The following is a 21,240-nucleotide window of genomic DNA, read 5'->3' on the forward strand; positions in this document are numbered from 1 at the left end:
TTCTTTCAGGATTGTTCATGTCTCAACGCGTTCGTACTCGCTTTGCTCCATCCCCCACCGGGTTTATTCACCTTGGCAATATCCGTTCGGCGCTTTATCCCTGGGCATTTGCCCGTCGCAATCAAGGTGACTTCATTTTGCGTATCGAGGATACCGATGTCGAACGCTCTTCGCAGGAAGCCGTGGATGTCATTATTGAAAGCATGGCGTGGCTGGGCCTGGATATTGATGAGGGGCCGTTCTATCAAATGCAACGGATGCCGCGTTACAAGGAAGTGCTTGCCCAATTGCTCGCTGAGGGCAAAGCCTATCCCTGCTATATGTCCATGGAAGCGCTCGATACGCTGCGTGAGCGCCAACGCGAAGCCGGAGAAAAGCCGCGTTACGATGGTACCTGGCGACCTGCGCCAGGTAAAACCCTGCCGGCGATTCCAGAAGGTGTCCAGCCGGTGATTCGTTTCATCAATCCTGAAGCGGGCAGTGTGGTGTGGGACGATGCAGTGAAAGGGCGAATTGAAATTACCAATGATGAACTGGATGATCTCATCATAGCCCGTTCCGATGGCACGCCCACTTACAACTTCTGTGTGGTGGTGGATGATTTGGACATGCAGATCACGCACGTGATTCGTGGTGACGATCACGTCAATAACACGCCGCGTCAGATCAATATTCTCAAAGCCCTGGGTGTCACGCCACCAGTCTATGCCCATTTGCCAACCATTCTCAATGAACAGGGTGAGAAGATGTCCAAGCGGCAGGGCGCCTTGAGTGTCATGCAATATCGTGATGATGGTTTTTTACCTGAAGCGATTGTCAATTATCTGGCGCGTCTGGGATGGGCTCATGGTGATGCTGAAATCTTTACCCGTGAACAGTTTATCGAATGGTTTGATCTGGAACATCTGGGCAAGTCACCCGCGCAATACAACCTTGAAAAACTGACTTGGCTCAATGCCCATTACATCAAACAGGCTGACAACCAGCGTCTGGCTGACTTGGCGCAACCATTTTTACAGGTATCGGGCATCAACACGCAAAGCGGCCCTCATTTGACTGAAGTGATCGCCTTGTTGAAAGATCGTGCTCATACCGTGAAGGAGCTGGCCCATGCAACCCATTTGTTCTATGTGAAAAAGTCTGCCGACCCAGCCTTGCTGGAACAACATCTGACCGATGCCATCAAGACACCATTAAAGGAATTTGCTGATCAGTTGGCTACCATTGAATGGACTGTTCCTGCTATCTCTGCAACTTTGAAAGCGGTATTGGCAGCGCATAAACTGAAGATGCCACAATTAGCCATGCCGATCCGTCTCTTGGTAACAGGGCAACTGCAGACGCCCTCAATTGACGCAACATTGGCTTTGATTGGCCGAGATGTGGTACTGGCGCGTCTCCATGCCATGGGCTGATTGTTTGCTCATGAGTACTTTGAATCATTCACTTTTTTTCATTGAAACCCTTTACAACTCGCCATATTTGCCCCATAATCTCGTTTCTCTGTCGGGGGTATAGCTCAGCTGGGAGAGCGCTTGCATGGCATGCAAGAGGTCAGCGGTTCGATCCCGCTTACCTCCACCAGAAAGCTTGAGAAGTTTTGAGCCAACTGAGTGGAAACTCCGATTAAAACGATTATTGTCCCCATCGTCTAGAGGCCTAGGACATCACCCTTTCACGGTGAGTACGGGGGTTCGAATCCCCCTGGGGACGCCAGCATATCCCCAGTGCTCATGGCAAGCCGGTAATTAATACGGCAGGCTGTGAGTGCTGGCTCTGCATCCAGCTCGATACTAACGAGCATCTGTTTCAAATAATCTTTCAAAAATTCACGTGGCATGGCTTCGAGGTTGTTGGCCATTTCTTGCAGCAGCTCGGCGACGTGACTTTCTTTCAAGTTGCCCAACGCTTTGGCTTGGGCTTTCCGGGTTTCAAGTCGGTCAATATTTTCAATGCAGACCATCCGCTCTGCCTCTAATTTTTCAATGGATCGTAATATCGCACCTGGTGCACTGGTTTCAGTGAGCAGCGCGGTCAGCTTGTCCATCTGAGATTCAATTTCTTTTTTTCTCAATACCAAAACGGGTAGTTGGCTGGCCGAGTCGTCATTGTTGAGTGCAGCGCGGCCCTTCTCGGTTAGTCGGCTGATCACCTCGGGGCAAAGCATGTCGCTGGCAATTTGTGTGAGCACCTGGCTTTCGATTGTTTCGGCCTTGATGTTCTTTTTTCCCGCGCGGTAGTAGCCCGCATTGCCATGCCATGGCGTGCCATCTGGGGTAACGAGCAGCCCTGACAAAATGTAGTCAGCACCTTTGGTGCGCGTTTTGTTGCCGGTGTATTCAGACAGTTTTTTCAAGATGGTCTCGGCCTCGTCATCAGTGATCAGCGCTTCATGCGTGTTCTTTTGGATGATCCATTCTGCACGTGGGCGGCGCTTGGTACCGTTTTTATAGCCACCTGTGGTGTATTCATTATGCACATTCCAGACGGTGTTGCCAGCATAGCAGAGTGCATTCCACTCAACATCGATGAGGCTAGTATCCGGTTTTTTGATACAAAGCTCTTGCATGAGTGATATTCTGGATCGGCCAGCAGCTCGGCCAGATAGGTAGCTGGCAACTAGGCTGGCATCATTGCTTGGCACCAATTTGGTTTTGGTCACGGCGCTGCCATCACGCACGGCACCAGTGCCAATGGTTTGCAGTTGGTAGCCCCATGGGGCACGACCACCGGCGCGGTAACCCTGTTTGACGTTTTCGGCCATGCCGGCCAACCCTTTTTCCTTAGACATCATGGAGTGCATCTGGTCGAAGGCTTGCAGGATCTGCACCATCAGCATGTCCACCATTGGGTTGGCCTCGGGCAGGTTGGCGTAGATGATGCGCACGCCACGTTTTTTGCACTCGTGCTTGAAGACTTCGGCCAGGTAGATGTTGCGGGCCAGGCGGGACGTATCAAGCAGCATGATGCCCGTCCAGCTGCGGTTTTTGTCTTTCAGTTCGCGTAATAGCTGTTGAAAACCTGGCCGGTTATCGTCTTTACCGGATTCGACCGCGTCGAAAAATTCTTTGACGATCGTCAGTTCTCGGTCACTCGCTAGTGACTGCAGTTTGCGACGCTGGGCATCGATCGACACATCCGATCTGTCCTTGCTCGATCGCAGGTAGGTCACCACCCATGAGGTTTTTTCGTTTGACATAGTCTAAAAATAAGGGGAGGAGGGCGGTTGCCGCCACTTCGGGGTCAAATTTGCCACGGGATGGTAGCATTTTTATTTGCCTAGGCTTGGCCATGATGCCCCCGCATGGACTCAATTGGTTTGTGCATTTATTTATTTCTCTTGAATCAAGTGCGAATAGTAGGCCCGCTGCAGTCGTCCTTGCACTAGGAATTTCTGAGCTTCACCACCACTCTCTTTTTGGCAGAAAACAGTGGCATCTTGGCCACCTACAATCGAATAGTCCGCACTTGCTGAGTCGCTCCAATCTGCCCATTGATTCACGGCATCTTCAGCGTTGAAAGCAGTGAATATTTTTGCGTCGTCTCGCGTGCCTCCATTATCTGGGTGCCATACATAAAATTTAATCATTTCATCCTCCGAGGCTCGTCTTTGCCCATAGGCACGGTTTCCCACCACGCATCGGGTGTGCCGGTGCCGTCGCCTGGGTAGTTGTACGGGACCCAGGCTTTAGTGGTGTCGGTACCGATGGAGCGCAAAAAACCCCAAGGTTTGGTGTATTTGGCGCGATGAAAGAACAATGTCCAGCAGCAATCTGGCATGGGGTTGTCAGGCATAAATGACATTGCCCAAATATCATGTGGCAGGATGACTCGATGAAACGAATCGCCTTTGATCCAGTTAAACCAGCGAATAGCTCGCAAGCCCTGGCGAGTTTCTTCGGTGTACCAGCCGGACAAGATGATGCTGCCCGCCCACGGCCATGGATGATCATGCAGGCCTCTGGCGGGGTCGCTACCAACAAAGCGGTGCAGATAGAAGTGCACGCCTAAAATAGTGAATAGGTAATAACGCTCCAAGTAGGGCTGGCCGTCATCACTGATGATTCGGCATGGCAGATAGTTGGTTAGTTTGTAGAGTAGGTTTTTCATTTTTACTTAATCAAGCCCGGTTTCGGTTGGTGCCGAACGAAATATCTGTGCAATCCGCTCGAATGCCACAGCCATTTCTTCGCGTCGTTGCGGTGATTTGGGTAGCCAAAAAGTGACAGCGCTTCGATCATCATCTTCTGGTGGATGATGAAGTCTCTCTGATGAGTGCAATATGAGTTGTGCAGCGTGGTATGTCACACCTGTATTGCTCTGCTTAACTATTGGCCAGACCTCGCTAGTCAGTTCTTGACTGTATACGTTAATTCTCATTTTGACCCCGGTATTTAATTTTCAAACATATCAATTGTTTTATTGCAGCGAGGTGCAGGAATAGGCTCATCAGCGGGAATAAATGCCAGACACTTCACTTCGCCGGTTGGTAGGTGGCGCCATTCAACAGCCTCGCCACGGAAGCTGGCATTTAATATTTCACAGAGCTCATCGTCGTCGCACTCGTCCAAATCCATGCCTTCACGGGCAGCTCTATCGCGTGCGCATTGACCACAGTTGTTATTAATAAAATTGTAGCCAACTACATTGTGTTGCTCGGCTCCCATTGTTGGCCTGGGAGTGGGCCTGGTGTGGGGATGTAGGTCATTCATTACCTCGCACATGTTCAATTGCCTTATCGGGGTTAGCAGTCCGCCAATCTGGCCATTTTCGATTCTCGTTTTTAGTTTGTTTGGCAACGATGGTGTCAATGATTTGTTGCGGACTGGCTCCGGCTCGCCATGCCCCATCGAGTGCCAAAATGACCACATCAATCCATTCCGTGATATCGGACGGGTTGTCGAGGATTTCGACCAGCTCCTTGCGAATATGATCGACGACCCCCTGAGTTCTGGCACCGGGGCCAAAGGTTACTTCTGACCATTCTCGTTGGCGCTGAAGATGTGTTTCAAAATTAAATAATTGACTTGTTGATGTTCTTAATGGTCGGCACATCGGGTTGTTGCAATGAACGGTATAGCCATCGCTAAATTCAGTCAATGTAGTGAGTGAAAAGCAATGTGGGCATAGGTATGGCGTATTCATTTTCCCTCCTGATTTTGCTGGCTGGCTTTGATGATGTCAGTCAGGTTTTTGAGCTTCATCGTTTCGATCAGTAGCGTGTGGTTGATGCCTTTGCGCACGTCGTTCAGATGGTTTTCCCATAGGGTCGGGTTGCTGGATTCTTTGGTGGCTTCGTAGAATTCATACTCGGCCAACATGAATCGGCTAAAGGCATCGTGAATGGGTTTGCTCATGCTGCTTGCTCTTGTTGAATCGGCCCACTAATGCTGCCTTCCAGCAGTGCGCGGGTTTCGACAGTGTCGGCCAACTCTTTGGCATAGCTTGGTTGCCAGTGCTCGATAGCGCTGATCATGGTGGCGATCGTCTTGCGCACTTTGGTTGTGTCGGCCGGTGTGACGGGCATGCCGTGATCCAGCATAGTGGCGAACGTGCGTAAAATGCTGTGGCCAAGGTCTTGGCCGCTCCGCATTTGATGAATTTCAAACATTTCCACCAGGCCAATGATGGTTGGTGCCAGCTCATAGTAATGACCGTCCTGCTGGTTGAGGAGTACGGGCACACCACGGGCGCTGTCGGTGGTGCCGTCATGCTCCATTTCGTCGATGATGGACAGTAGCGGTTTGAATACGCTGACAGCCTGATCACGCATGGCAACCCGCTGTGCAATCAGTTGCAAGCGCAGCTTGTTGTAGGGGTGGCGGGGTTTACTGGAGCGTGGCATCTGGAATAATTTGTTGAGGGTTTTTGCCATCGATGTCAGTGAGTAAATTGGGTGGTAAATGGTCGTTAGTAGTACCTTCACCGCCACACCATGGACAGTCTATAGTTTTGCTTCTTTGCATTCCGTAGACAGTCAGCTCACCCTCGCCATTACATTCTTTGCAAGTTATATAATTGTGGCCAATCCAAAGCACTAGCAAGCCTGTGTCAGTTTTTATTAAATGCATGGCTTGCCAAGTTGTTTCTTCATCAATCCCGCTGTTGTCAGGGATATCTGGGGTGATGTTGTCACGAATGTAGTCGAGCTCGAGCGCATTTAAAATTCTGACTTGGGTATCCCGAGCCAGCTCAATAATCAGTCGATTAAATTGGCTAAGGTCCGGTTCGCACCTGGCATCCTTAAGGGTGCGTAATAAGCTGTCTTCAATGGGGGTGAGTTCCATGGCAGGGCTTTGCGGGTCAATTAGATGATGTTGGGACTAATAGAAAACTTGCCGGTGGTTAGCTGGATAACATCACCCTTGGTCACCATGTTTTCGATTAATCGGGCACTTCGGTTGTAGCCAATTTTTAATTGACGTTGCAGTGTGCTGATACCAAAGTTATTTTTTTGTTTGGCGACCAATATGGCCTGATCATAAAGCGGGTCTTGCTCGTTGACTGGTTCAGTGTTTTGGCTTAACTCGTTTGCTTGTTGTATGCCGTGGTCAATGGTGCGGATACCTAATTCGCGCATGACGTCCAGCTCATCAATTTCGGCAAGCGAAGTGATGAATTCCCGCAGGCTGGCTTTCTGCGGGCCGGTTAGGTTGCCAAGTGGGTGGCCGTCAAGCTTATCGACGATTTCTTGTATTGCCACAGAAAGCTTATCTGTGGCACGGTCTGGATAAAATTTAAGTGGTGTGCTGCTATGGCCGGTTTTACTTTGTTTGAGAATTGAATAAATCCAATCCCCGCTGGACAAATGCAGCAGTTCGATCTCGATGCGATTGTCTTTAACTTTCCATTCCCTAAAAATGTCTGGCTTGCAGGTATAGACGCCAAACTCATTGGGAGGCGAATTGGTGACTGATGATCGAACCAATAGACCGGATGGGTCGACATCCATGCCTGTTGTTGGTTTGGTTGATGATGGTTCGGCTCTCGGCGCTGGATGCGCCATTTCTTTCAACCGTTCAAAAATGGACGGGTCTTCGGCTGGTTTTTCCTCACCTTCTTCTTCGTCGAGCGGATCCAGTAGGTCGGGCTGGTCGCTTTCGCCCACAACGGTGTCCATGCCATCGGTAAATTCGGCATGGCTGGCTGCAATCAGTAGCATGGGCTGGCCGGTGTTTTCGTACAGGTCGAGGATGTGCGGGCTGTTTTTGCTGATGCTGATGGTGGCCTTGACGCCCGATTTAATGGTGACAGAATCCATCGTGCCCAATATGGCGGCACGGTCTTTACTGGCCATGATGTGCAGGGCGCGTTTGATGAGGTTGTCAATGCGGGTGCTGAGCCGTTCTATGACCATTTCTTGATCGAGCTGGCTGAGCTGTTTCCAGTGCTTGGGTTGCTGTTTGAATTCATCGATCATGGCTTGCAGCAGATCGCGGCCAATGGTGCTGCTGGTCATGTTGGTGAGTTTGTCGTCGTGTTTGCTCATGATTGAAAATTAAATAGTTTATTGAGTGATGGAGCGGCTAGCATGGCTGGACTCGTAAGCTTCGGTCAGCCAGTTATCAACCTGGTCAATGATGCTCTGCAGGCTGTTGGTGATGGGGATGATGACCCGATCGGGTGGTTGTGCCTCGGGGGTGTCATCGGGCCCCATGATGTGCCAAATAGGGATCTGCAATTTGCGGGCATACGCGAGTTGTTCAGGGGTGCGTGGGCCGCTGATGATTGCATTCCTAAATGTATATAGGCTGGCAATTGTGGAGCCAAAGGTGTGAATGTATTTGCTCATCTGCATCAAATTCGCAAACGAGTGGCTGGCACAAATGTAGTTGGCTATTTGTGCAGCGCTAACCATGTCGGTACCGGTGAGGATGAGGATCATTGAGGCACCTCGCCGATTAACTTGTCCTCACATAAAAATTGCCGCAATTCATCGATAATAAAATCGCCTTTTGACCTATCAAAATCTTTATCATTAAAAGCGTGAAGAACTGCAGCTGCACCTAAATAAAATAGTGTTTGTGAAATTTTTAAAGAGTCAGCACTGAGTGTTTGAACTGATTTGCAATGGCGAATAAGACTTTGCCACTCTTGCTCAATGTAATTGGGATTGGTCATGTCAGTCCTTGTCATTTGCCTGTAGCCGTTTGATATCGCGGCGCTGGTTGTCGGCTTGCTTTTTTAGGCGTCGTTCGCGGGCAGTGGCCTGCATACGTGCCACGGATTTGAGCTGCCTTTGCAGGTGCTCATTGGTTGGGTTGGTGCGTGGCTGTGGCATGGTGCGGCCTAGGCGATGAGGTGGTAGCGCACGGCGATGGCAAAGCGGGCGCGTAGGTCTGGTAGATCACCCAGATAACCATTCTGTGTGTTGACGTAGGCCCCTGCTGCACCACCTGAAACCCAGTGGTTGCCTTTGATTAAGTCGGGCATTTGCCTGGCAATAAGCAGCTGCATGACAGCCGTGGTTGCCAGGGTGCCACCAACACTTTCGACCCAATCCAGCGCGTCTTCTAACAGCATTTTGATTTTTGTCTGGGCAATCAATTCAACCCAGGCTGATGCTTTGCCATTGCTGTCAACCAGCAACCCGATAAATCGGCTGGCTGGAATATCCGGTGCCTGAATAGCGATTGTTGCGTACGCCGCAGTCATTTGGCCTCCCGCGTGATGTGGGTGGCTGGCTGGTCAATTTCGTCGGCGTTAATGAGGATCCAGGCTGTCAATATGGCGCAGATCAACATCGTCAAGATGTAAATGAGGCGAGTTTCGGGATCTCGGCGCTGACGATTGATGAAGCGGCAACGTGCTTCCTCGGCATGGTCACGGCCAATATGTGGGCTGATTTGGCTCATAGCAGCCGCCCAATGATATTGACGAAGATCATGGCGAAAATGCCCACATAGTCAAAATTACGGTCGGCAAACGCGCAAGCCCGGGTGAGTGCGGTTTTCATGCACGCACCTGGCTGTTTGTATTGGCGAGTTTATTGGCGACGCCCTTGGCCAGCGTGACGGCCAACTTGTCGGTACCGCACCATTTGCAAAATGTAGTGGCTTGCTTATGCCCGCAACATGGGCAGGCGGTAGCGGCTGGGTAGACTGGTTTGATCGGTGACATGGTTGCTCCATTCATCAGTGAATGATTAGAATTATGCATCAATGAATTAGAAAGTCAATTCACCAATGCATAATTATTTTTATGGAGCAAGTAAATAGCCAAATTTTTGGCATAAAAAAACCCGCTTTAAGCGGGTTTTTAATAAGTAGATGTGGTTATTTGTTGTGGCGCCACTCCCATGGTGGTGTTGGAGATGGATCTGACCATAAGCCAATATTATTGTTTTTAGCAGTTAGTTCGTATTCTTTGATTTTTGGATCTTTTAAGTATTTAGTGAATGCCCATGCCATTCCAGATTGAACTTGTTGGGCGTTTGCATCGGTGCCGTTGCAAATAACTCTCGCTACAGTTCGTCCATAGCGATCCATAGTAAGCGTTTTAATTTCAGCTTGTTGTTGAAAGCAAATATCTGATAGGTTCTGTTTTGATTTTTGACCAAATGGCTGCCCTTTTTCTGGTGCGTCGATTTCTGATAAGCGGATCTTGATAGTTTGATCGTCACAGCGTGCACTGATAGTGTCGCCGTCTGAAATACTGACGATAAGGCATATGAGAATTGAATGGATTGATCCCATGTTATTTCATTTTATTAATGAAATTCTCAGCGGCAGAATTCGTTTTTTTACTTTCTTGGTCCCTTATGTTTTTTTGCTCACACTCCCATTTTCTCAATTCGATTTGATCTGGATTGTAATAGAGGTGAATTATTGATGCTGCATTGTCCATATATAAATAATATGCCTTGCATTTGTGCCAATAATTTTTCTTGATGGGCTCACCAAAGTTTTTAATTAATGTCGCCGTTAAATCATAGTAGTCATCGCTAGACACAACATCAGCCCATTTGTCATTTTTATTCTTTGTTTTTTTTGAAGTATTTGATTTAATTAGATTAAATTTAATGTCTACTTGTTTTATGTTGTTATACGGTTCTTCAAAAACTGCTTGAACGTATTCAGTAGGAATATCAAATATCTTTTTATTTTGATTAATTTTTGTGCAAATTATTTCGTCTGAGGATTGCTTTTGGCAGTTGGTAAAGCCAGCTTGTTTGGCAGCCTGGGCAGACATTCCGGGAAAGATTCCATCAATGATGTAATCAGCGGCTTCAGCATGCAAATAGGTTGGAGCGGCGAGGCTAATAAGTAGCAATGTTCTTTTGATCATTATGTTTTTACCAAAATTTTTTAATGCTCCAGGCAGCTAGAACGCGGCCACAAATACGAATTTCATTGGCTTGGTCTTCAGTTAAACGTTCCGGCTCATAGGCTTTGTTGTCACTCAGTAAAGCCAAAATATTTCCATGCATCTTTTGTAGTCGCTTAACTTGAAGATCGCCGTCTCTGGCGATTATGTAAATACCGTCACCGTCATAGTGCTGAATTGTTGAATCAACAAAAAGCACATCGCCGTTTTCAATGGTGCCCTGCATTGATGTTCCGTGTGCTGAAATCACTCGAATTCGTGATAAGTCACCACCCAGAGTGCTATTAGCCCAATCTTCTAATACGCTAATGCGCTTTACCACATCCGGGAATTCGTGAGTTTTACGCCCATTTCCGGCTGAAGCATGAACATCAAGTAAGCCAAAATTAACGTATTTATTGGTTGTTATTAAGTTTGATGTTTCGTCATCAAGTGGTTCGATGCCACGCATTTGCGAATCGGAAACCTTGAAGTGATCGGCTAAAGCGGTAACTGTGGTGCCCTCAGGATCTTTGGTTGTCCCATTCAAAATTCTGGAAATGGTGGGCTGAGGGACGTTTGTGAGTTCTGCCAGTTGATTGGCGGAAGAAATATCATCGCGTCGCATCAAGGCGCTAAGCGCTTGAGCAATTGGCGATGTGGCAGTTTTGTCTCTTTTATTCATTTGGACATTCTGATACGTGCATGAATTAATGTGAAATTCATTAATGAATTGATTTCTAATTCATTGATGCATTAGAATCGCAGCATCATGTTTAAAAAAATCATCCTTAATTTGATTTCGACCGGTCTGTCCGAGCGTGAGATCGCGGTTTTGGTTGGAATGTCTCAGCCAACAATTAACCGAATCAAGCTGGGTAAGCAGGATGGGGTGTCGATTTCTTACTCTCTTGGTACTCGATTGCTGGAATTGCATAAAGAGCGATTGCCTGGCATCGATCTGCCTCCCAATACTGAATTTTCTGAGGGCGACAATGAGCATTGAACGTAAAGATATTCGCTTCAAGTTGGACCATGAGGTGCATGAGGCGCTGAAGGTGTTGGCTGATGTGGATGGCCGTGATTTGTGTGATTTGCTTGAGCAATTGGTCATTGAGTTTGTGGATCGTCGTGTTCAGGCTGCCACTGTAATTACTTCTCGCCTGGCTCGCCGGGGATTATCAGGGAATGGCGGGGAGTAGTCGGGATTTGCCGGGAGTGGCAGGGAATGACCGGGAGTCGCCGGGAATACCGGGGAATCATCGGGAATATCAGGGATTAGACGGGAGCCAGGTGGATTGGCATGAGACAGTTGGATAACGAGACGCTGGATGATGTGACGGCGGTACTTTATAAAAAGTTTAGGACGAATCGGGCCGAGCGGTTTGCGGTGTTTTATCGATTCGATGGCAATCTGGCTGAGGTGTGCGCAGTCAAATACACAACTGGGCGCTATGCCATTATGTTGTTGTCTGGATCGATTCAGTTGTTGGGAATTTATGACTCTAGCGTGTCACTGCTTGATTTGCGGGCTGACTTGGCAGGGTTGGTGGTGGTGCCAGCATGATGTGCAAATACTGGTTGCGAGCGGGTGAAATTTTACCGGTGCAGGTGTTGGGTCATCCCAAGCATGGTTTGGTTGAGGTGATGTGGCTGGGTGGTGTGGCCACGGTGATGGATCACCTGGTGTTTGAGTCACAAGCTGATGCGGCGAAAGTGCTGACATGGACGTTGGGCCGTGAAGTGGCGAGTGCGCAAGCCGTGGTTGATGAGGCGAATGGCCAATTATTGATGGCTGAGCAGCGTTTGTCAGAGGCGCGGGTGCGTTATGGGGTGTGATTGGTACCGGCATGTCTGAGCCACGTTATGCCAAGCGGCAGCCAGGGCGGGGTGAGTGTTTTGATGCATCGGGCCAGCCTTTGGTTTTACGCGGCCTGGCAGTCACGAAAGGGATGCGCTGCTGCAATCCGCACCGGGACAAGGTGGGTTTGGTCTGTGAGCCGGGTTTGATGTTGATTTGTCTGGCTGAGCATTGTGCGACATTGCCCGACCAGGCAGAGCGGCGCCGGTTTATTGAGATGGTGCGCATGTCGGGCAGTGTGGCCAATATGGATGGGTTGGTGGCCATGGCCAAGGATATTTTCAATCGAAACAAGATGCGCAAAGCGTTGCTGAATAATTAAAAATTAAATATCGATGGCAACACTCTCACAAGTCTATGATCAGATGCTGGCTGCTGGCCTGCCGTCACCGGTACCGTCTGATTTGCTCACGACGGGCACCCTGATCAAGTTTGGCAAGCATAAGAAATGCTGGTATGTGTTTTGGAGCACGATCGATAAACGTGGTGCCGAGCAGATATCTGGCCAGTTTGGTTATTTTCAGGGTGCTGAAAAATACAAGTTTGATGTACGCACCGATTGGACGACAGTCAGTGATGAGCAGCGGGTGGCGACGCAACGTCGTCAACGAGAATATGAAGCGGAACAGGCTGCAATAGCCGAAACCAAGGCCCGCAATGCTGCCAATCGTGCCCGTATGCAGTGGGGTGCGGCGCTCGAGGTAGGAAATTCCGATTATTTGATGCGCAAACAGATCACGCCTGAAGGGGTGCGGTTTTTTGTGGATGGCACGGTGCTGGTGCCGATGTGCCGCTATGTGCGCAAAGCCAATGGGGTGGTGCGGACCATCAAGGGCTTGCAAAAAATTGCGCCCGATGGCGGCAAGCTGTTCAATAAGGGGATGGACAAGGCTGGCACGGCCTATGTGCTGGGTGAGCTGGGCGCTGATACCCGACTGGCCATTTTATGTGAGGGTTATGCCACGGGGCGTAGCATTCGGATGGCGCTGGCCGAGGATCCTGTTAGTGCCGCCATACCCGTGATTGTGGCGTTTGATGCGGGCAACCTTAAACCGGCTGCCGAACAGTTTAGGGAGCTGTACCCGCAGCTCAATTTGCTATTGGCGGCGGATGACGATTGTTTTTTGCTGGAACGGCTCCTTGAGCGCTTGGAAAAAGAATTTGGCTTGAAGGGTGAGACGATCCCGCTGGATGGTCAGCAGCATACCTTTACGGTCAAGGGTGGTGAGGTCTGTGTGACCGCCTGGATGGCGGCAGATGCGCAAAACATTCCTTACCTGGTGGCCGACGTGGTTGGGTTGGGCAAGTCACCCCGTTGGCAGTTTGAGAACGCGGGACTGAGCAAGGCCCATCAGTTGGCATCAAAGCTTGGTTTAGCTGCGGTGGTGTCACCACAATTTCCGGTGAGGACGGCGGGCTGGACAGACTTTAACGATTTGCATTGTGGTGTTGGCTTGGCAGCGGTGCGTGCCAATTTGCTGCCCGCACTGAGGTTGGGCGAAGATCTGACGTATGTATTGCCTGCAGCGGACGCTTTGTCGGCGGTGGATCGTGAAGTGGGTAAACCTCTGCACCCTGACTGGTCGGCTGAATTGGCTGCTACGCCTGTCAATGCTGGCGCTGAGACGGATGATATACCTGATTATATTGACCCTCATTGGCGTAGGAATCTTACGCGGACGGATAAAGGGGTGATCCAGCCCACGCTGGCCAATGTGTTTAAAATTTTAATGTGTGATGAGTCATGGTCGGGTGTGTTGGGTTTTGATGAGTTTGCAGAGTGCATGGTCAAGACTAAATTGCCACCCCATGCAGCGCCAGCCCTGGGTGAGTGGTCAGACAATGATGATTTGTATACGACTATCTGGCTGCAAAATGTGTATGGCTTTGCGCCACGGGATGACCTAGTGGGTAAGGCAGCGGTGGCGGTGGCTCAAATGCACAAATTCAATTCGGCGCGTGATTATTTTGATGGGCTGGTGTGGGATGGCAAGCGTCGAATATGTGCCTGGACGGTCACGTATTTGCGAGCCGAATACAGTATGTACCATTGCCGTGCTGGCATGAAATGGTTGATTGCAGCGGTGCGCCGGGTTTATCAGCCAGGCTGCAAGGCGGATAACGTGCTGATATTGGAAGGTGGGCAAGGTGCTAAAAAGTCAACGGCGCTCAAGGTGCTAGGTGGCGACTGGTTCACCGATTCGGCATTTCGGCTCGATGACAAGGATGCTTACGCCATCATGCGTGGCAAGTTGATTGTTGAGCTGGCCGAACTGGATTCATTCAACAAGGCCGATTCCAACCTGGCTAAACGATTTTTCTCTGGCTTTGAGGATACGTTCCGGCCGCCCTATGGCAAGCGGTCGGTGACGGTGAAGCGTAAGTGTGTGTTTGGCGGATCCGTGAACCATCGGGAGTTTTTGAAAGACGAGACGGGCAACCGTCGATATTGGCCCATAGCGGTGGGCAATGAGATTGATTTGCAGGCGCTGGAAGCTGATAGAGACCAGTTGTGGGCTGAGGCAGTACACTTGCATCGCAAAGGTGTGAGGCACTGGGTTGACCGTTGGGAGGTGCCGCGTTTTGAATGGGAGCAGGAGTCACGACGCGAGCCATCAGCCATTGAAGAAGATCTCGCAAACTGGCTTGAGTTGAATGTTAAATCAAGCGTGACGCTTGCTGAAATTTTGCGTGACTATATGAAATTAGATCACTCAAAGTGGGCGGTGGCGGAAAAACAAGTAGCAAAAGCACTCAAAGCACTTAAGTGGCAGCGCAAAAGATTATCAAAAGATGCAGCTCAAGGGCGCCGACCCTGGGCTTATGTGAAGGTGAGTGATGAAAATTTAAGCACAGTGGCGACTGTGCGGGAGCCTGGTGATGACGACGAAGAATTTTAAAAAGTGTGAAAAGAGTCACCGTATGATCAATCTGTCCCAGTTGTCCGGGTTGTGTCCCAGTTGTTTATTAGCAACTGGGACAAGCGCAGCCCGCATGAATAAAGGGGTTTCGTGATGTGTCCCAGTTGTCCCAGTTAAAACACCAATTCTTCACAGATGTATGTGCGCGGCGGGTGATACGTCACCTGTGATGTGTTACGCGTGTGATATGTAGAGCACATGCGTTCCTCTTTTGTAATTAATAAATAACTGGGACAACTGGGACAAGTAGATAAATAAAGGGCTTTGAGGGTGTGTCCCAGTTGTCCCAGTTGTTTTTGAACTGGGACACTGGGACAAGCTGGTTTTTAGTTCGATGTTTAAAAAATAAACAGGTTGATATGAGTGAGTACGCTAAAAAACGGTTGATCAGTTGGGGGCGCTGGATTGAGTTGGCTAGTCGTGGTGCCAATGGTTATGGTGATAGTAGTCTTGCCAATCTGACGGGTGTCGATCGACGCAACAATGGTGCGGTTGAGGCATACATTGCTGTTGATTCGCTGGAATGCGCTGAAACGGCCCGTGCGGTGGCGGTGATGCCCGACCCACTGCCTGCTGTGGCGCGGTTTGAGTATGTTGGTTTGGAGCCATCGATTGAGGCGGGCTGCCGGCTGTTTGATGTGTCTCGATCGACGTACGTTAGATATCGGGCTCGCGTTATAGCAAATGTTGATGCATGGATCAAGACCCAAAAAAATAAAAATTTGAAGAGTGGATTTTGACACCGTGAGCATCAACCGGTACATTTCGGCTACGCTGTGCGGAGCTTACGCAGCAAGAGATAACTTGTGAGAGTGTGGTGAGTGCGAAGGCCTGGAGATTTATTTAAATTTTCAGGCCTTTTCATTTGTGGATTGATTATTACGGGGTTGCCAGCTATTTCTTGTCGTGATGGCTGGCTTTTTTATTGATGCTGCTGCCACCTAAACCTTGTCGTCATGCTGGTTGTGGTGTGTTGGTCAGGGATGGCAGCGGTTACTGTAATAAGCACGTACAGCTCAAGCAGTCGCAACGTGATGATCGACGTGGTACAGCTCATCAACGTGGTTACGGTTCTCAGTGGCAGAAAGCGCGGCTGGGTTGGCTGATGAAGCATCCACTGTGTGTGCATTGCGAGCAGCGTGGTCGTGTGACAGCGGCAACTGTGGTGGATCACATCACACCACACAAGGGTGATCAGCAGTTGTTTTGGGATCGTGACAACTGGCAGAGTTTGTGTAAGCCGTGTCACGATGTGAAAACTGCTAAGGAAGATGGCGGGTTTGGTCGCGCATAGGTGGCATTACTGTGAAGTAATGCACGATGACACCCCTAGGGGGATCAAATCTCTGTGATTTTTTTCCTTCAGACCCGTCGCGAAGTCAGGTTTTTTGCAGATGAGTTTTGAGGTTAGGGGGGGGGTCAAATTGATCTCCCCCTTTTGTTTTTTTTGAGGGTTTAAATGACACAGTCCAATTCGTTTTCAGTGGTTGAAGAAAGCGATTTGGGACAAGTCACGCCTGGTGGTATTGCGGCAAATTCTGCCGTGCCGAGTGAGATTCCGGCGCCACCCAATACTCTGTCATCCAAAGAGAAAAAAATCTGGGATGTCATCACCAAGGCATTGCTTGATTATGGTCTGGTGCATCGTACTGATGCACTTTTGCTGTCGATCATCTGCAGCACCTATGTGCAATGGCTCAATGCAAAGGATGAGCTGGATCGGTTCACGAAGAAAAACAATGGCTCCTACATCATCACGACGCCAAATGGTTATCAGCAGCCTCACCAGATCTACTACGTCGCCGGTAATCTCAAAAAAGAATTGCTGCGCTGGCTGCCCGAGGCTGCGCTGACCGTGGTGAGTTTCCATTCGATCCTGAAGGATCGTGATGCGCCCGAGCAAGGTAGTTTGTTTGATGATCCAGTCAAACAACATCAACAGCGCAAAGCTGCGCTGGCGCTGCGCAGTGTCAAGCCAGCAGGTGAACAGTCGTGAACGCTCGCATGCCAATTAAAGCCGTTCAATCCTTTGATTGGGACGCCTATGGGCGTGCTGTCATGGCCAATGAGATACCTGTCTGCCAGAAAACTCACCAGGCCGTTGAGCGCCATTATCGAGATCTCGCCACGGGTGCTGAGCGTGGCCTATGGTTTAGTGACGGTCATGCCCAGCATGCCCTTGAAACCTTCCTGTTTTTCCGTCACTCAAAAGGTGAGTGGGCTGGCCAGCAATTTGAGTTGTCTCTTTGGCAGCAATTCTGGATCGCCCTGGCGTTTGGCTGGATGCGCGAAAACGGTACGCGACGTTTTCGCGAAGTGTGGATGGAAGTTCCGCGCAAAAACGGCAAGTCCACCACCCTGTCTGGCGTCGGTTTGTATCTCTTTCATTTTGATGGTGAGGGTGGTGCTGAGGTCTACACCGCAGCCACCAAAATGGATCAGGCCAAGATCACGCACTCCGAGGCCATCCGTATGGTCGAAGTCTCACCCTTGTTGCGCCAAAATATCGCCATCAAACTCGATAAACTCTACAACCCAGCCCCTGGCCGTGCTGATATTTTTGTGCCGCTGGGGCGCGAAAGCAAAAGTCTTGATGGTCTGAACCCTCACGGCGCCATCCTTGATGAGGTGCATGCCCATCATACCCGCGAAATTTACGACGTTATCAAGTCGGGTTTGGGCGCTCGGCGCCAGCCCATGATCTGGCAGATCACCACAGCTGGTTTCGACTTCGCCAGCCTTGGTTATCAGCAGCACACCTATGCAGAAAAAGTGCTCGATGGCACCTTTGAAGATGACGAGTTTCTAGCCATCATCTATACGGTTGACAACATCAACAAATGGGACGACCCCATCGAGTGGGCAAAGGCCAACCCAAACCTCGGTATCAGTGTGTATGAAGATAGTTTGAGGGCTGCTTGCGAAAAAGCCAAGCGGCAAACCTCTGAAGAGCCAAATTTTAAAACCAAACGTCTCAACATTTGGCTGGCTGCTGGTGAGTCGTGGATCACCACGACTGATTGGACCTGTTGCGGTAATCAAAATTTAAAAATTGAAGATTTTGTCAATGACAAATGCTGGATTGGTATCGACCTAGCAGAAAAGCGTGACGTTGCCGCTTTAGCCATCGTCTTCCAGTGTGGTCGGCAATATTTTGCTTTCTTCAAGTTCTATTACAACGAAAAACAGGCTCATGCCCCCGAAAATCGGCACTTCTGGGGGTGGGAAAAGGATGGTTATCTAAACGTTACCGAGGGTGATGCCACCGATTTTGACGTTGTATTTCACGATCTGCGAGCCCTGCATAAACAGTTTGACGTGCAGGAAATCCCTTATGACCCCAAATTCATGGGTCAAAACGCCACCAAATTGCTGGGTGAAGGCCTGCCAATGGTTGAAATCAGCCAAACCGCCAGTCATTTCACACTGCCTATTATCGAAATCGAAAACCTGGTACTCACCCATGAACTACATCACGATGGCAATCCACTCATGACATGGATGGTCAGTAACGTCGTCATGCGCACCAGCAAATTCAGCGGCCTAAAGCACCCAACTAAAGAAAAAGAAGAACAAAAAATTGATGGTGTCGTTGCGCTATTGCTTGCCATGGGTCGCGCACTCAGTGGTGAGGAGACTTACCAGATCGGTAGTGATTACCAAATGATTGTGTTGGACTGACATGCGTATTCTCACCAAATTTAAAAACTGGGTCAGCTCACGTCAAGCCTCAGACATGTCGGATCGATCACCCTTCGGCTCATTCTGGTTCGATACTATCGCCCGCCTGACTGGTTCCGGTATTCGTGTCAATGCTCAAACCGCTTTGCAGCTCAGCACCGTATATGCGTGTGTCAAAGTGCTGGCCGAATCATTCGCCATCCTGCCCACCGTCGTCTATCAGATTGATGACAAGGGTAATCGCAAGCCAGCTCCTAATCACTGGCTAGTTCTGTTGTTTAAACGGCCCAATGATTTCCAAACATCATTTCAATTTCGTGAAATGATCCTTCTGCATCTGGCGCTGCGTGGCAACTTCTTTGCGCAAATCATCGCCAATCCACGCGGGCAGATCACCGCCCTCATGCCCATCCATCCTGATGCCATCCGTATTGAGTTGTTAAACAATGGCAGCTACCGTTACCTGGTCAGCCAGTCTGACGGTAGTCAAAAGCCCTTTACCCGTGGCGAAATCTGGCATATCCGTGGTCTGAGTGACGATGGCATCGTCGGCCTCAATCCCATTGAGGTGGCACGCGAAAACATTGGCATCGGCCTGGCAGCACAAAGTTATGGTTCCCGTTTTTACCAAAATGATGCGCGGCCTGGTGGCTGGATCGAATTCCCTGGCCAGTTCAAAGATGTCGATGCTAAAAAGGTTTTCCGCGACAATTGGCAAAAACTGCAGGGCGGAAAAAACAAAGGCAAAGCTGCCGTGCTGGATATGGGTATGAAGTATCACGAACTGGAAATCAATAATGCCGACGCCCAGTTTATCGAAACCCGAAAATATCAAATTCCTGAAATCTGTCGGCTGTTCCGTGTGCCCCTGCACAAGGTGCAAGATCTTGACCGTGCCACTAACAACAATATCGAGCACGTCAGCCTGGAGTTTTGGACCGACACCATGCTGCCCTGGTGCGAACGAATCGAGGCCAGCATCGAATTTGATCTGGTTTTTGACGATGAAAATATCGACATTGAATTTGATTTCACTCGTTTGCTACGTGGTGACTCCGCCAGTCGAGCCAGTTATTACCACAATGGCATTCTTGACGGTTGGCTCACTCGCAATGAAGCGCGTCGCTCTGAAAATCTGCCGCCGCTGCCAGGCCTGGATGAGCCCTTGCGCCCACTCAACATGATGCCCGAATCAGATGCTAATGCCACCATCAGTAATCAATCAGGCAAGTCAATCACACAGCAAAATCAGGATGATGCCGAGCCAGTGCCTGATGCGAGGTTATTGGCCTTAACCACCGGTATTGCTGGACGTATTGCCCGTAAAGAACAAAGCACCTTGGCCAGATTAGGTTCAACCACTGCCATCCAGCAGTTTTATGACAGCCATGTTGACTATGTTGCAGGTTCCCTGTCAATCACCCGAGAGTCAGCAGAACTTTACTGTCAACAGCGAGCTGTTGCCTGTACTAGCGAGCCATTTGATTTTGAACGTACCGTTTCCACCCTTCTCAAGTTAGGGATAGCATCATGAAAGGTCAGCACCTTGTTGCCGAATTTTTATCCACACCCTGGGCGCTCCAGCCAGAGCGCATTGCCGCTTATGCGGGCATCGTTGCCCGTTGGCAGGCCGGTGAAAAGCGCTCAATGGAAGATGATGATGGCTTCGCCAAGCCACCCATTAGCAGCTTTGATGCACGTCGCTCCGAGGCGCAATCACGCGTAGGCAGTGGTGCCATTGCCGTGCTGCCACTTTACGGCACCATCATCCAGCGTGCCGGCATGATGACTGAATGGTGTGGTGGCACAAGCACCCAGCAATTTACTGCTGCTCTGCGTGATGCCCTGGCTGACGATTCCATCAGCCAGATTCTTATCGATATCGATTCTCCTGGTGGCAGCGTTTATGGTGTCGGTGAGCTTTGTGCCGAGCTGTATGCCGCCCGTGGTCAAAAAAATATTGTGGCAGTTTCCAACAGTCTGGCAGCGAGCGCGGCTTACTGGATTGGTTGTTCTGCTGCTGAGTTCTATGTCACACCTGGTGGTGAGGTGGGTTCAATTGGTGTCTGGCAAGCCCATGAGGATTATTCGGCGTATATGGAAGAGGCTGGCATCAAAACAACACTTATCTCTGCCGGCAAATTCAAGGTCGAGGGCAATCCTTACCAGCCACTGGGCGAAGAGGCGCAAACCTTCATGCAAAGTCGGGTTGAGGATTATTACAAAGCTTTTGCGCAGGGTGTTTCAAAAGGCCGCGGCGTATCCATCAGTCAAGTGCGTGATGGCATGGGGCAGGGGCGGGTACTTGGCGCCGATGCTGCGCTGGCAGAAAACATGGTCGATGGCATTGCCAGTTTTGATGAAGTTGTTAAAAAAATGCAGCGGGCCGGTAAGGCTAGTGCCAAGTCCGCCGCCCGACAAACCACCCGTCTCGCCGCTGCCCGGCGTGACCTTGATCTAATTGTTTGAGGT

Annotated in this window: 32 protein-coding genes and 2 tRNA genes; 15 read left to right on the plus strand and 19 right to left on the minus strand. The window is 49.8% G+C overall.

Annotation, left to right across the window (positions count from 1 at the left end):
• The first annotated feature begins 17 nt into the window (after positions 1 to 17).
• From gltX to ACMYR3_RS05985, 3 genes are all read left to right on the plus strand, one after another.
• On the plus strand, positions 18 to 1,415 hold the full coding sequence (gene gltX / locus ACMYR3_RS05975) for a glutamate--tRNA ligase (RefSeq protein ID WP_424195461.1): 1,398 nt from the start codon (positions 18 to 20) through the stop codon (positions 1,413 to 1,415).
• 93 nt (positions 1,416 to 1,508) lie between these two features.
• Positions 1,509 to 1,584, plus strand: a tRNA-Ala gene (locus ACMYR3_RS05980).
• Between the two features lie 56 nt (positions 1,585 to 1,640).
• Positions 1,641 to 1,716, plus strand: a tRNA-Glu gene (locus tag ACMYR3_RS05985).
• Here the strand turns inward: ACMYR3_RS05985 and ACMYR3_RS05990 are convergent.
• The 19 genes from ACMYR3_RS05990 to ACMYR3_RS06080 form a co-directional block, all read right to left on the minus strand.
• A complete protein-coding gene (locus ACMYR3_RS05990; RefSeq protein WP_424196388.1) occupies positions 1,676 to 3,199 on the minus strand; it encodes a recombinase family protein in 1,524 nt (507 codons plus the stop codon). The two genes, ACMYR3_RS05985 and ACMYR3_RS05990, sit on opposite strands and share 41 nt — an antisense overlap.
• 132 nt (positions 3,200 to 3,331) lie before the next feature.
• Positions 3,332 to 3,589: a hypothetical protein gene (locus ACMYR3_RS05995; protein ID WP_424195463.1), complete on the minus strand. Its 258-nt coding sequence runs from the start codon at positions 3,587 to 3,589 to the stop codon at positions 3,332 to 3,334.
• Complete coding sequence (locus ACMYR3_RS06000; RefSeq protein ID WP_424195465.1) at positions 3,586 to 4,110, minus strand: hypothetical protein; 525 nt, start codon at positions 4,108 to 4,110, stop codon at positions 3,586 to 3,588. The genes ACMYR3_RS05995 and ACMYR3_RS06000 overlap by 4 nt, the downstream gene beginning before the upstream one ends.
• Before the next feature lie 6 nt (positions 4,111 to 4,116).
• The gene (locus ACMYR3_RS06005) at positions 4,117 to 4,380 is read right to left on the minus strand and encodes a hypothetical protein (RefSeq protein WP_424195467.1); all 264 of its coding nucleotides are present in this window, start codon (positions 4,378 to 4,380) and stop codon (positions 4,117 to 4,119) included.
• A 14-nt stretch (positions 4,381 to 4,394) separates the two neighbouring features.
• Positions 4,395 to 4,667: a hypothetical protein gene (locus ACMYR3_RS06010; protein ID WP_424195468.1), complete on the minus strand. Its 273-nt coding sequence runs from the start codon at positions 4,665 to 4,667 to the stop codon at positions 4,395 to 4,397.
• Between the two features lie 37 nt (positions 4,668 to 4,704).
• On the minus strand, positions 4,705 to 5,145 hold the full coding sequence (locus ACMYR3_RS06015; RefSeq protein ID WP_424195470.1) for a dATP/dGTP pyrophosphohydrolase domain-containing protein: 441 nt from the start codon (positions 5,143 to 5,145) through the stop codon (positions 4,705 to 4,707).
• Positions 5,142 to 5,357 (minus strand): hypothetical protein, encoded by a 216-nt coding sequence (locus ACMYR3_RS06020; RefSeq protein WP_424195472.1) that lies wholly within the window; start codon positions 5,355 to 5,357, stop codon positions 5,142 to 5,144. The genes ACMYR3_RS06015 and ACMYR3_RS06020 overlap by 4 nt, the downstream gene beginning before the upstream one ends.
• A complete protein-coding gene (locus tag ACMYR3_RS06025; RefSeq protein ID WP_424195474.1) occupies positions 5,354 to 5,845 on the minus strand; it encodes a hypothetical protein in 492 nt (163 codons plus the stop codon). The genes ACMYR3_RS06020 and ACMYR3_RS06025 overlap by 4 nt, the downstream gene beginning before the upstream one ends.
• Positions 5,829 to 6,287, minus strand: a complete 459-nt coding sequence (locus tag ACMYR3_RS06030; RefSeq protein ID WP_424195476.1) for a hypothetical protein — start codon at positions 6,285 to 6,287, stop codon at positions 5,829 to 5,831. Before ACMYR3_RS06030 ends, ACMYR3_RS06025 begins: the two co-directional genes overlap by 17 nt.
• A 20-nt stretch (positions 6,288 to 6,307) precedes the next feature.
• A complete protein-coding gene (locus ACMYR3_RS06035) occupies positions 6,308 to 7,489 on the minus strand; it encodes a DNA translocase FtsK (RefSeq protein WP_424195478.1) in 1,182 nt (393 codons plus the stop codon).
• 18 nt (positions 7,490 to 7,507) lie between these two features.
• Positions 7,508 to 7,885, minus strand: coding sequence for a hypothetical protein (locus tag ACMYR3_RS06040; RefSeq protein ID WP_424195480.1), 378 nt, complete (start codon positions 7,883 to 7,885; stop codon positions 7,508 to 7,510).
• Positions 7,882 to 8,121, minus strand: a complete 240-nt coding sequence (locus ACMYR3_RS06045; protein WP_424195482.1) for a hypothetical protein — start codon at positions 8,119 to 8,121, stop codon at positions 7,882 to 7,884. Before ACMYR3_RS06045 ends, ACMYR3_RS06040 begins: the two co-directional genes overlap by 4 nt.
• Position 8,122: 1 nt before the next feature.
• Entirely contained in the window at positions 8,123 to 8,281 is a 159-nt protein-coding gene (locus tag ACMYR3_RS06050; protein WP_424195484.1) for a hypothetical protein, read from the minus strand.
• A gap of 8 nt (positions 8,282 to 8,289) precedes the next feature.
• Positions 8,290 to 8,655 (minus strand): hypothetical protein, encoded by a 366-nt coding sequence (locus ACMYR3_RS06055; RefSeq protein WP_424195486.1) that lies wholly within the window; start codon positions 8,653 to 8,655, stop codon positions 8,290 to 8,292.
• Positions 8,652 to 8,855 (minus strand): hypothetical protein, encoded by a 204-nt coding sequence (locus ACMYR3_RS06060; RefSeq protein WP_424195488.1) that lies wholly within the window; start codon positions 8,853 to 8,855, stop codon positions 8,652 to 8,654. Before ACMYR3_RS06060 ends, ACMYR3_RS06055 begins: the two co-directional genes overlap by 4 nt.
• 97 nt (positions 8,856 to 8,952) lie before the next feature.
• Positions 8,953 to 9,120 carry a hypothetical protein gene (locus tag ACMYR3_RS06065; RefSeq protein WP_424195490.1) on the minus strand — a complete coding sequence of 56 codons (168 nt, stop codon included), beginning with the start codon at positions 9,118 to 9,120 and terminating at the stop codon, positions 8,953 to 8,955.
• Positions 9,121 to 9,275: 155 nt separating this feature from the next.
• On the minus strand, positions 9,276 to 9,695 hold the full coding sequence (locus ACMYR3_RS06070) for a thermonuclease family protein (RefSeq protein WP_424195492.1): 420 nt from the start codon (positions 9,693 to 9,695) through the stop codon (positions 9,276 to 9,278).
• A 1-nt stretch (position 9,696) separates the two neighbouring features.
• Positions 9,697 to 10,287, minus strand: coding sequence for a hypothetical protein (locus ACMYR3_RS06075; RefSeq protein WP_424195494.1), 591 nt, complete (start codon positions 10,285 to 10,287; stop codon positions 9,697 to 9,699).
• Positions 10,288 to 10,294: 7 nt separating this feature from the next.
• Complete coding sequence (locus ACMYR3_RS06080; protein ID WP_424195496.1) at positions 10,295 to 10,990, minus strand: S24 family peptidase; 696 nt, start codon at positions 10,988 to 10,990, stop codon at positions 10,295 to 10,297.
• A gap of 87 nt (positions 10,991 to 11,077) precedes the next feature.
• Between ACMYR3_RS06080 and ACMYR3_RS06085 the strand changes: the two genes are divergently transcribed.
• The 12 genes from ACMYR3_RS06085 to ACMYR3_RS06140 all read left to right on the plus strand — a co-directional run bounded on the left by ACMYR3_RS06085 (position 11,078) and on the right by ACMYR3_RS06140 (position 21,237).
• Positions 11,078 to 11,311 (plus strand): hypothetical protein, encoded by a 234-nt coding sequence (locus ACMYR3_RS06085; RefSeq protein WP_424195498.1) that lies wholly within the window; start codon positions 11,078 to 11,080, stop codon positions 11,309 to 11,311.
• On the plus strand, positions 11,301 to 11,507 hold the full coding sequence (locus ACMYR3_RS06090; protein WP_424195500.1) for a hypothetical protein: 207 nt from the start codon (positions 11,301 to 11,303) through the stop codon (positions 11,505 to 11,507). Before ACMYR3_RS06085 ends, ACMYR3_RS06090 begins: the two co-directional genes overlap by 11 nt.
• A gap of 101 nt (positions 11,508 to 11,608) precedes the next feature.
• Entirely contained in the window at positions 11,609 to 11,872 is a 264-nt protein-coding gene (locus ACMYR3_RS06095; protein WP_424195502.1) for a hypothetical protein, read from the plus strand.
• Positions 11,869 to 12,144: a hypothetical protein gene (locus tag ACMYR3_RS06100; RefSeq protein WP_424195504.1), complete on the plus strand. Its 276-nt coding sequence runs from the start codon at positions 11,869 to 11,871 to the stop codon at positions 12,142 to 12,144. The genes ACMYR3_RS06095 and ACMYR3_RS06100 overlap by 4 nt, the downstream gene beginning before the upstream one ends.
• Positions 12,145 to 12,155: 11 nt before the next feature.
• Positions 12,156 to 12,488, plus strand: coding sequence for a hypothetical protein (locus tag ACMYR3_RS06105; RefSeq protein ID WP_424195506.1), 333 nt, complete (start codon positions 12,156 to 12,158; stop codon positions 12,486 to 12,488).
• A 13-nt stretch (positions 12,489 to 12,501) separates the two neighbouring features.
• A complete protein-coding gene (locus tag ACMYR3_RS06110; protein WP_424195508.1) occupies positions 12,502 to 15,066 on the plus strand; it encodes a VapE domain-containing protein in 2,565 nt (854 codons plus the stop codon).
• Positions 15,067 to 15,446: 380 nt separating this feature from the next.
• Positions 15,447 to 15,827, plus strand: coding sequence for a hypothetical protein (locus ACMYR3_RS06115; protein ID WP_424195510.1), 381 nt, complete (start codon positions 15,447 to 15,449; stop codon positions 15,825 to 15,827).
• A gap of 188 nt (positions 15,828 to 16,015) precedes the next feature.
• Positions 16,016 to 16,381 carry an HNH endonuclease gene (locus tag ACMYR3_RS06120; RefSeq protein ID WP_424195512.1) on the plus strand — a complete coding sequence of 122 codons (366 nt, stop codon included), beginning with the start codon at positions 16,016 to 16,018 and terminating at the stop codon, positions 16,379 to 16,381.
• A 165-nt stretch (positions 16,382 to 16,546) separates the two neighbouring features.
• A complete protein-coding gene (locus ACMYR3_RS06125) occupies positions 16,547 to 17,083 on the plus strand; it encodes a P27 family phage terminase small subunit (protein ID WP_424195514.1) in 537 nt (178 codons plus the stop codon).
• Positions 17,080 to 18,768, plus strand: a complete 1,689-nt coding sequence (locus tag ACMYR3_RS06130; RefSeq protein ID WP_424195516.1) for a terminase large subunit — start codon at positions 17,080 to 17,082, stop codon at positions 18,766 to 18,768. The genes ACMYR3_RS06125 and ACMYR3_RS06130 overlap by 4 nt, the downstream gene beginning before the upstream one ends.
• Position 18,769: 1 nt before the next feature.
• Positions 18,770 to 20,302: a phage portal protein gene (locus ACMYR3_RS06135; protein WP_424195518.1), complete on the plus strand. Its 1,533-nt coding sequence runs from the start codon at positions 18,770 to 18,772 to the stop codon at positions 20,300 to 20,302.
• Positions 20,299 to 21,237 (plus strand): S49 family peptidase, encoded by a 939-nt coding sequence (locus ACMYR3_RS06140; protein WP_424195520.1) that lies wholly within the window; start codon positions 20,299 to 20,301, stop codon positions 21,235 to 21,237. Before ACMYR3_RS06135 ends, ACMYR3_RS06140 begins: the two co-directional genes overlap by 4 nt.
• The last annotated feature ends 3 nt before the right edge of the window (positions 21,238 to 21,240 follow it).

The sequence above is a fragment of the Ampullimonas aquatilis genome (genome assembly GCF_049675895.1).
GTDB lineage: Bacteria > Pseudomonadota > Gammaproteobacteria > Burkholderiales > Burkholderiaceae_D > Ampullimonas > Ampullimonas aquatilis.

Coding starts and splice junctions, on each gene's coding strand:
- gltX (WP_424195461.1), top strand. CDS start 18: ATGTCTCAACGCGTTCGTACTCGCTTTGCTCCATCCCCCACCGGGTTT.
- ACMYR3_RS05990 (WP_424196388.1), bottom strand. CDS start 3,199: ATGTCAAACGAAAAAACCTCATGGGTGGTGACCTACCTGCGATCGAGC.
- ACMYR3_RS05995 (WP_424195463.1), bottom strand. CDS start 3,589: ATGATTAAATTTTATGTATGGCACCCAGATAATGGAGGCACGCGAGAC.
- ACMYR3_RS06000 (WP_424195465.1), bottom strand. CDS start 4,110: ATGAAAAACCTACTCTACAAACTAACCAACTATCTGCCATGCCGAATC.
- ACMYR3_RS06005 (WP_424195467.1), bottom strand. CDS start 4,380: ATGAGAATTAACGTATACAGTCAAGAACTGACTAGCGAGGTCTGGCCA.
- ACMYR3_RS06010 (WP_424195468.1), bottom strand. CDS start 4,667: ATGGGAGCCGAGCAACACAATGTAGTTGGCTACAATTTTATTAATAAC.
- ACMYR3_RS06015 (WP_424195470.1), bottom strand. CDS start 5,145: ATGAATACGCCATACCTATGCCCACATTGCTTTTCACTCACTACATTG.
- ACMYR3_RS06020 (WP_424195472.1), bottom strand. CDS start 5,357: ATGAGCAAACCCATTCACGATGCCTTTAGCCGATTCATGTTGGCCGAG.
- ACMYR3_RS06025 (WP_424195474.1), bottom strand. CDS start 5,845: ATGCCACGCTCCAGTAAACCCCGCCACCCCTACAACAAGCTGCGCTTG.
- ACMYR3_RS06030 (WP_424195476.1), bottom strand. CDS start 6,287: ATGGAACTCACCCCCATTGAAGACAGCTTATTACGCACCCTTAAGGAT.
- ACMYR3_RS06035 (WP_424195478.1), bottom strand. CDS start 7,489: ATGAGCAAACACGACGACAAACTCACCAACATGACCAGCAGCACCATT.
- ACMYR3_RS06040 (WP_424195480.1), bottom strand. CDS start 7,885: ATGATCCTCATCCTCACCGGTACCGACATGGTTAGCGCTGCACAAATA.
- ACMYR3_RS06045 (WP_424195482.1), bottom strand. CDS start 8,121: ATGACCAATCCCAATTACATTGAGCAAGAGTGGCAAAGTCTTATTCGC.
- ACMYR3_RS06050 (WP_424195484.1), bottom strand. CDS start 8,281: ATGCCACAGCCACGCACCAACCCAACCAATGAGCACCTGCAAAGGCAG.
- ACMYR3_RS06055 (WP_424195486.1), bottom strand. CDS start 8,655: ATGACTGCGGCGTACGCAACAATCGCTATTCAGGCACCGGATATTCCA.
- ACMYR3_RS06060 (WP_424195488.1), bottom strand. CDS start 8,855: ATGAGCCAAATCAGCCCACATATTGGCCGTGACCATGCCGAGGAAGCA.
- ACMYR3_RS06065 (WP_424195490.1), bottom strand. CDS start 9,120: ATGTCACCGATCAAACCAGTCTACCCAGCCGCTACCGCCTGCCCATGT.
- ACMYR3_RS06070 (WP_424195492.1), bottom strand. CDS start 9,695: ATGGGATCAATCCATTCAATTCTCATATGCCTTATCGTCAGTATTTCA.
- ACMYR3_RS06075 (WP_424195494.1), bottom strand. CDS start 10,287: ATGATCAAAAGAACATTGCTACTTATTAGCCTCGCCGCTCCAACCTAT.
- ACMYR3_RS06080 (WP_424195496.1), bottom strand. CDS start 10,990: ATGAATAAAAGAGACAAAACTGCCACATCGCCAATTGCTCAAGCGCTT.
- ACMYR3_RS06085 (WP_424195498.1), top strand. CDS start 11,078: ATGTTTAAAAAAATCATCCTTAATTTGATTTCGACCGGTCTGTCCGAG.
- ACMYR3_RS06090 (WP_424195500.1), top strand. CDS start 11,301: ATGAGCATTGAACGTAAAGATATTCGCTTCAAGTTGGACCATGAGGTG.
- ACMYR3_RS06095 (WP_424195502.1), top strand. CDS start 11,609: ATGAGACAGTTGGATAACGAGACGCTGGATGATGTGACGGCGGTACTT.
- ACMYR3_RS06100 (WP_424195504.1), top strand. CDS start 11,869: ATGATGTGCAAATACTGGTTGCGAGCGGGTGAAATTTTACCGGTGCAG.
- ACMYR3_RS06105 (WP_424195506.1), top strand. CDS start 12,156: ATGTCTGAGCCACGTTATGCCAAGCGGCAGCCAGGGCGGGGTGAGTGT.
- ACMYR3_RS06110 (WP_424195508.1), top strand. CDS start 12,502: ATGGCAACACTCTCACAAGTCTATGATCAGATGCTGGCTGCTGGCCTG.
- ACMYR3_RS06115 (WP_424195510.1), top strand. CDS start 15,447: ATGAGTGAGTACGCTAAAAAACGGTTGATCAGTTGGGGGCGCTGGATT.
- ACMYR3_RS06120 (WP_424195512.1), top strand. CDS start 16,016: ATGCTGCTGCCACCTAAACCTTGTCGTCATGCTGGTTGTGGTGTGTTG.
- ACMYR3_RS06125 (WP_424195514.1), top strand. CDS start 16,547: ATGACACAGTCCAATTCGTTTTCAGTGGTTGAAGAAAGCGATTTGGGA.
- ACMYR3_RS06135 (WP_424195518.1), top strand. CDS start 18,770: ATGCGTATTCTCACCAAATTTAAAAACTGGGTCAGCTCACGTCAAGCC.
- ACMYR3_RS06140 (WP_424195520.1), top strand. CDS start 20,299: ATGAAAGGTCAGCACCTTGTTGCCGAATTTTTATCCACACCCTGGGCG.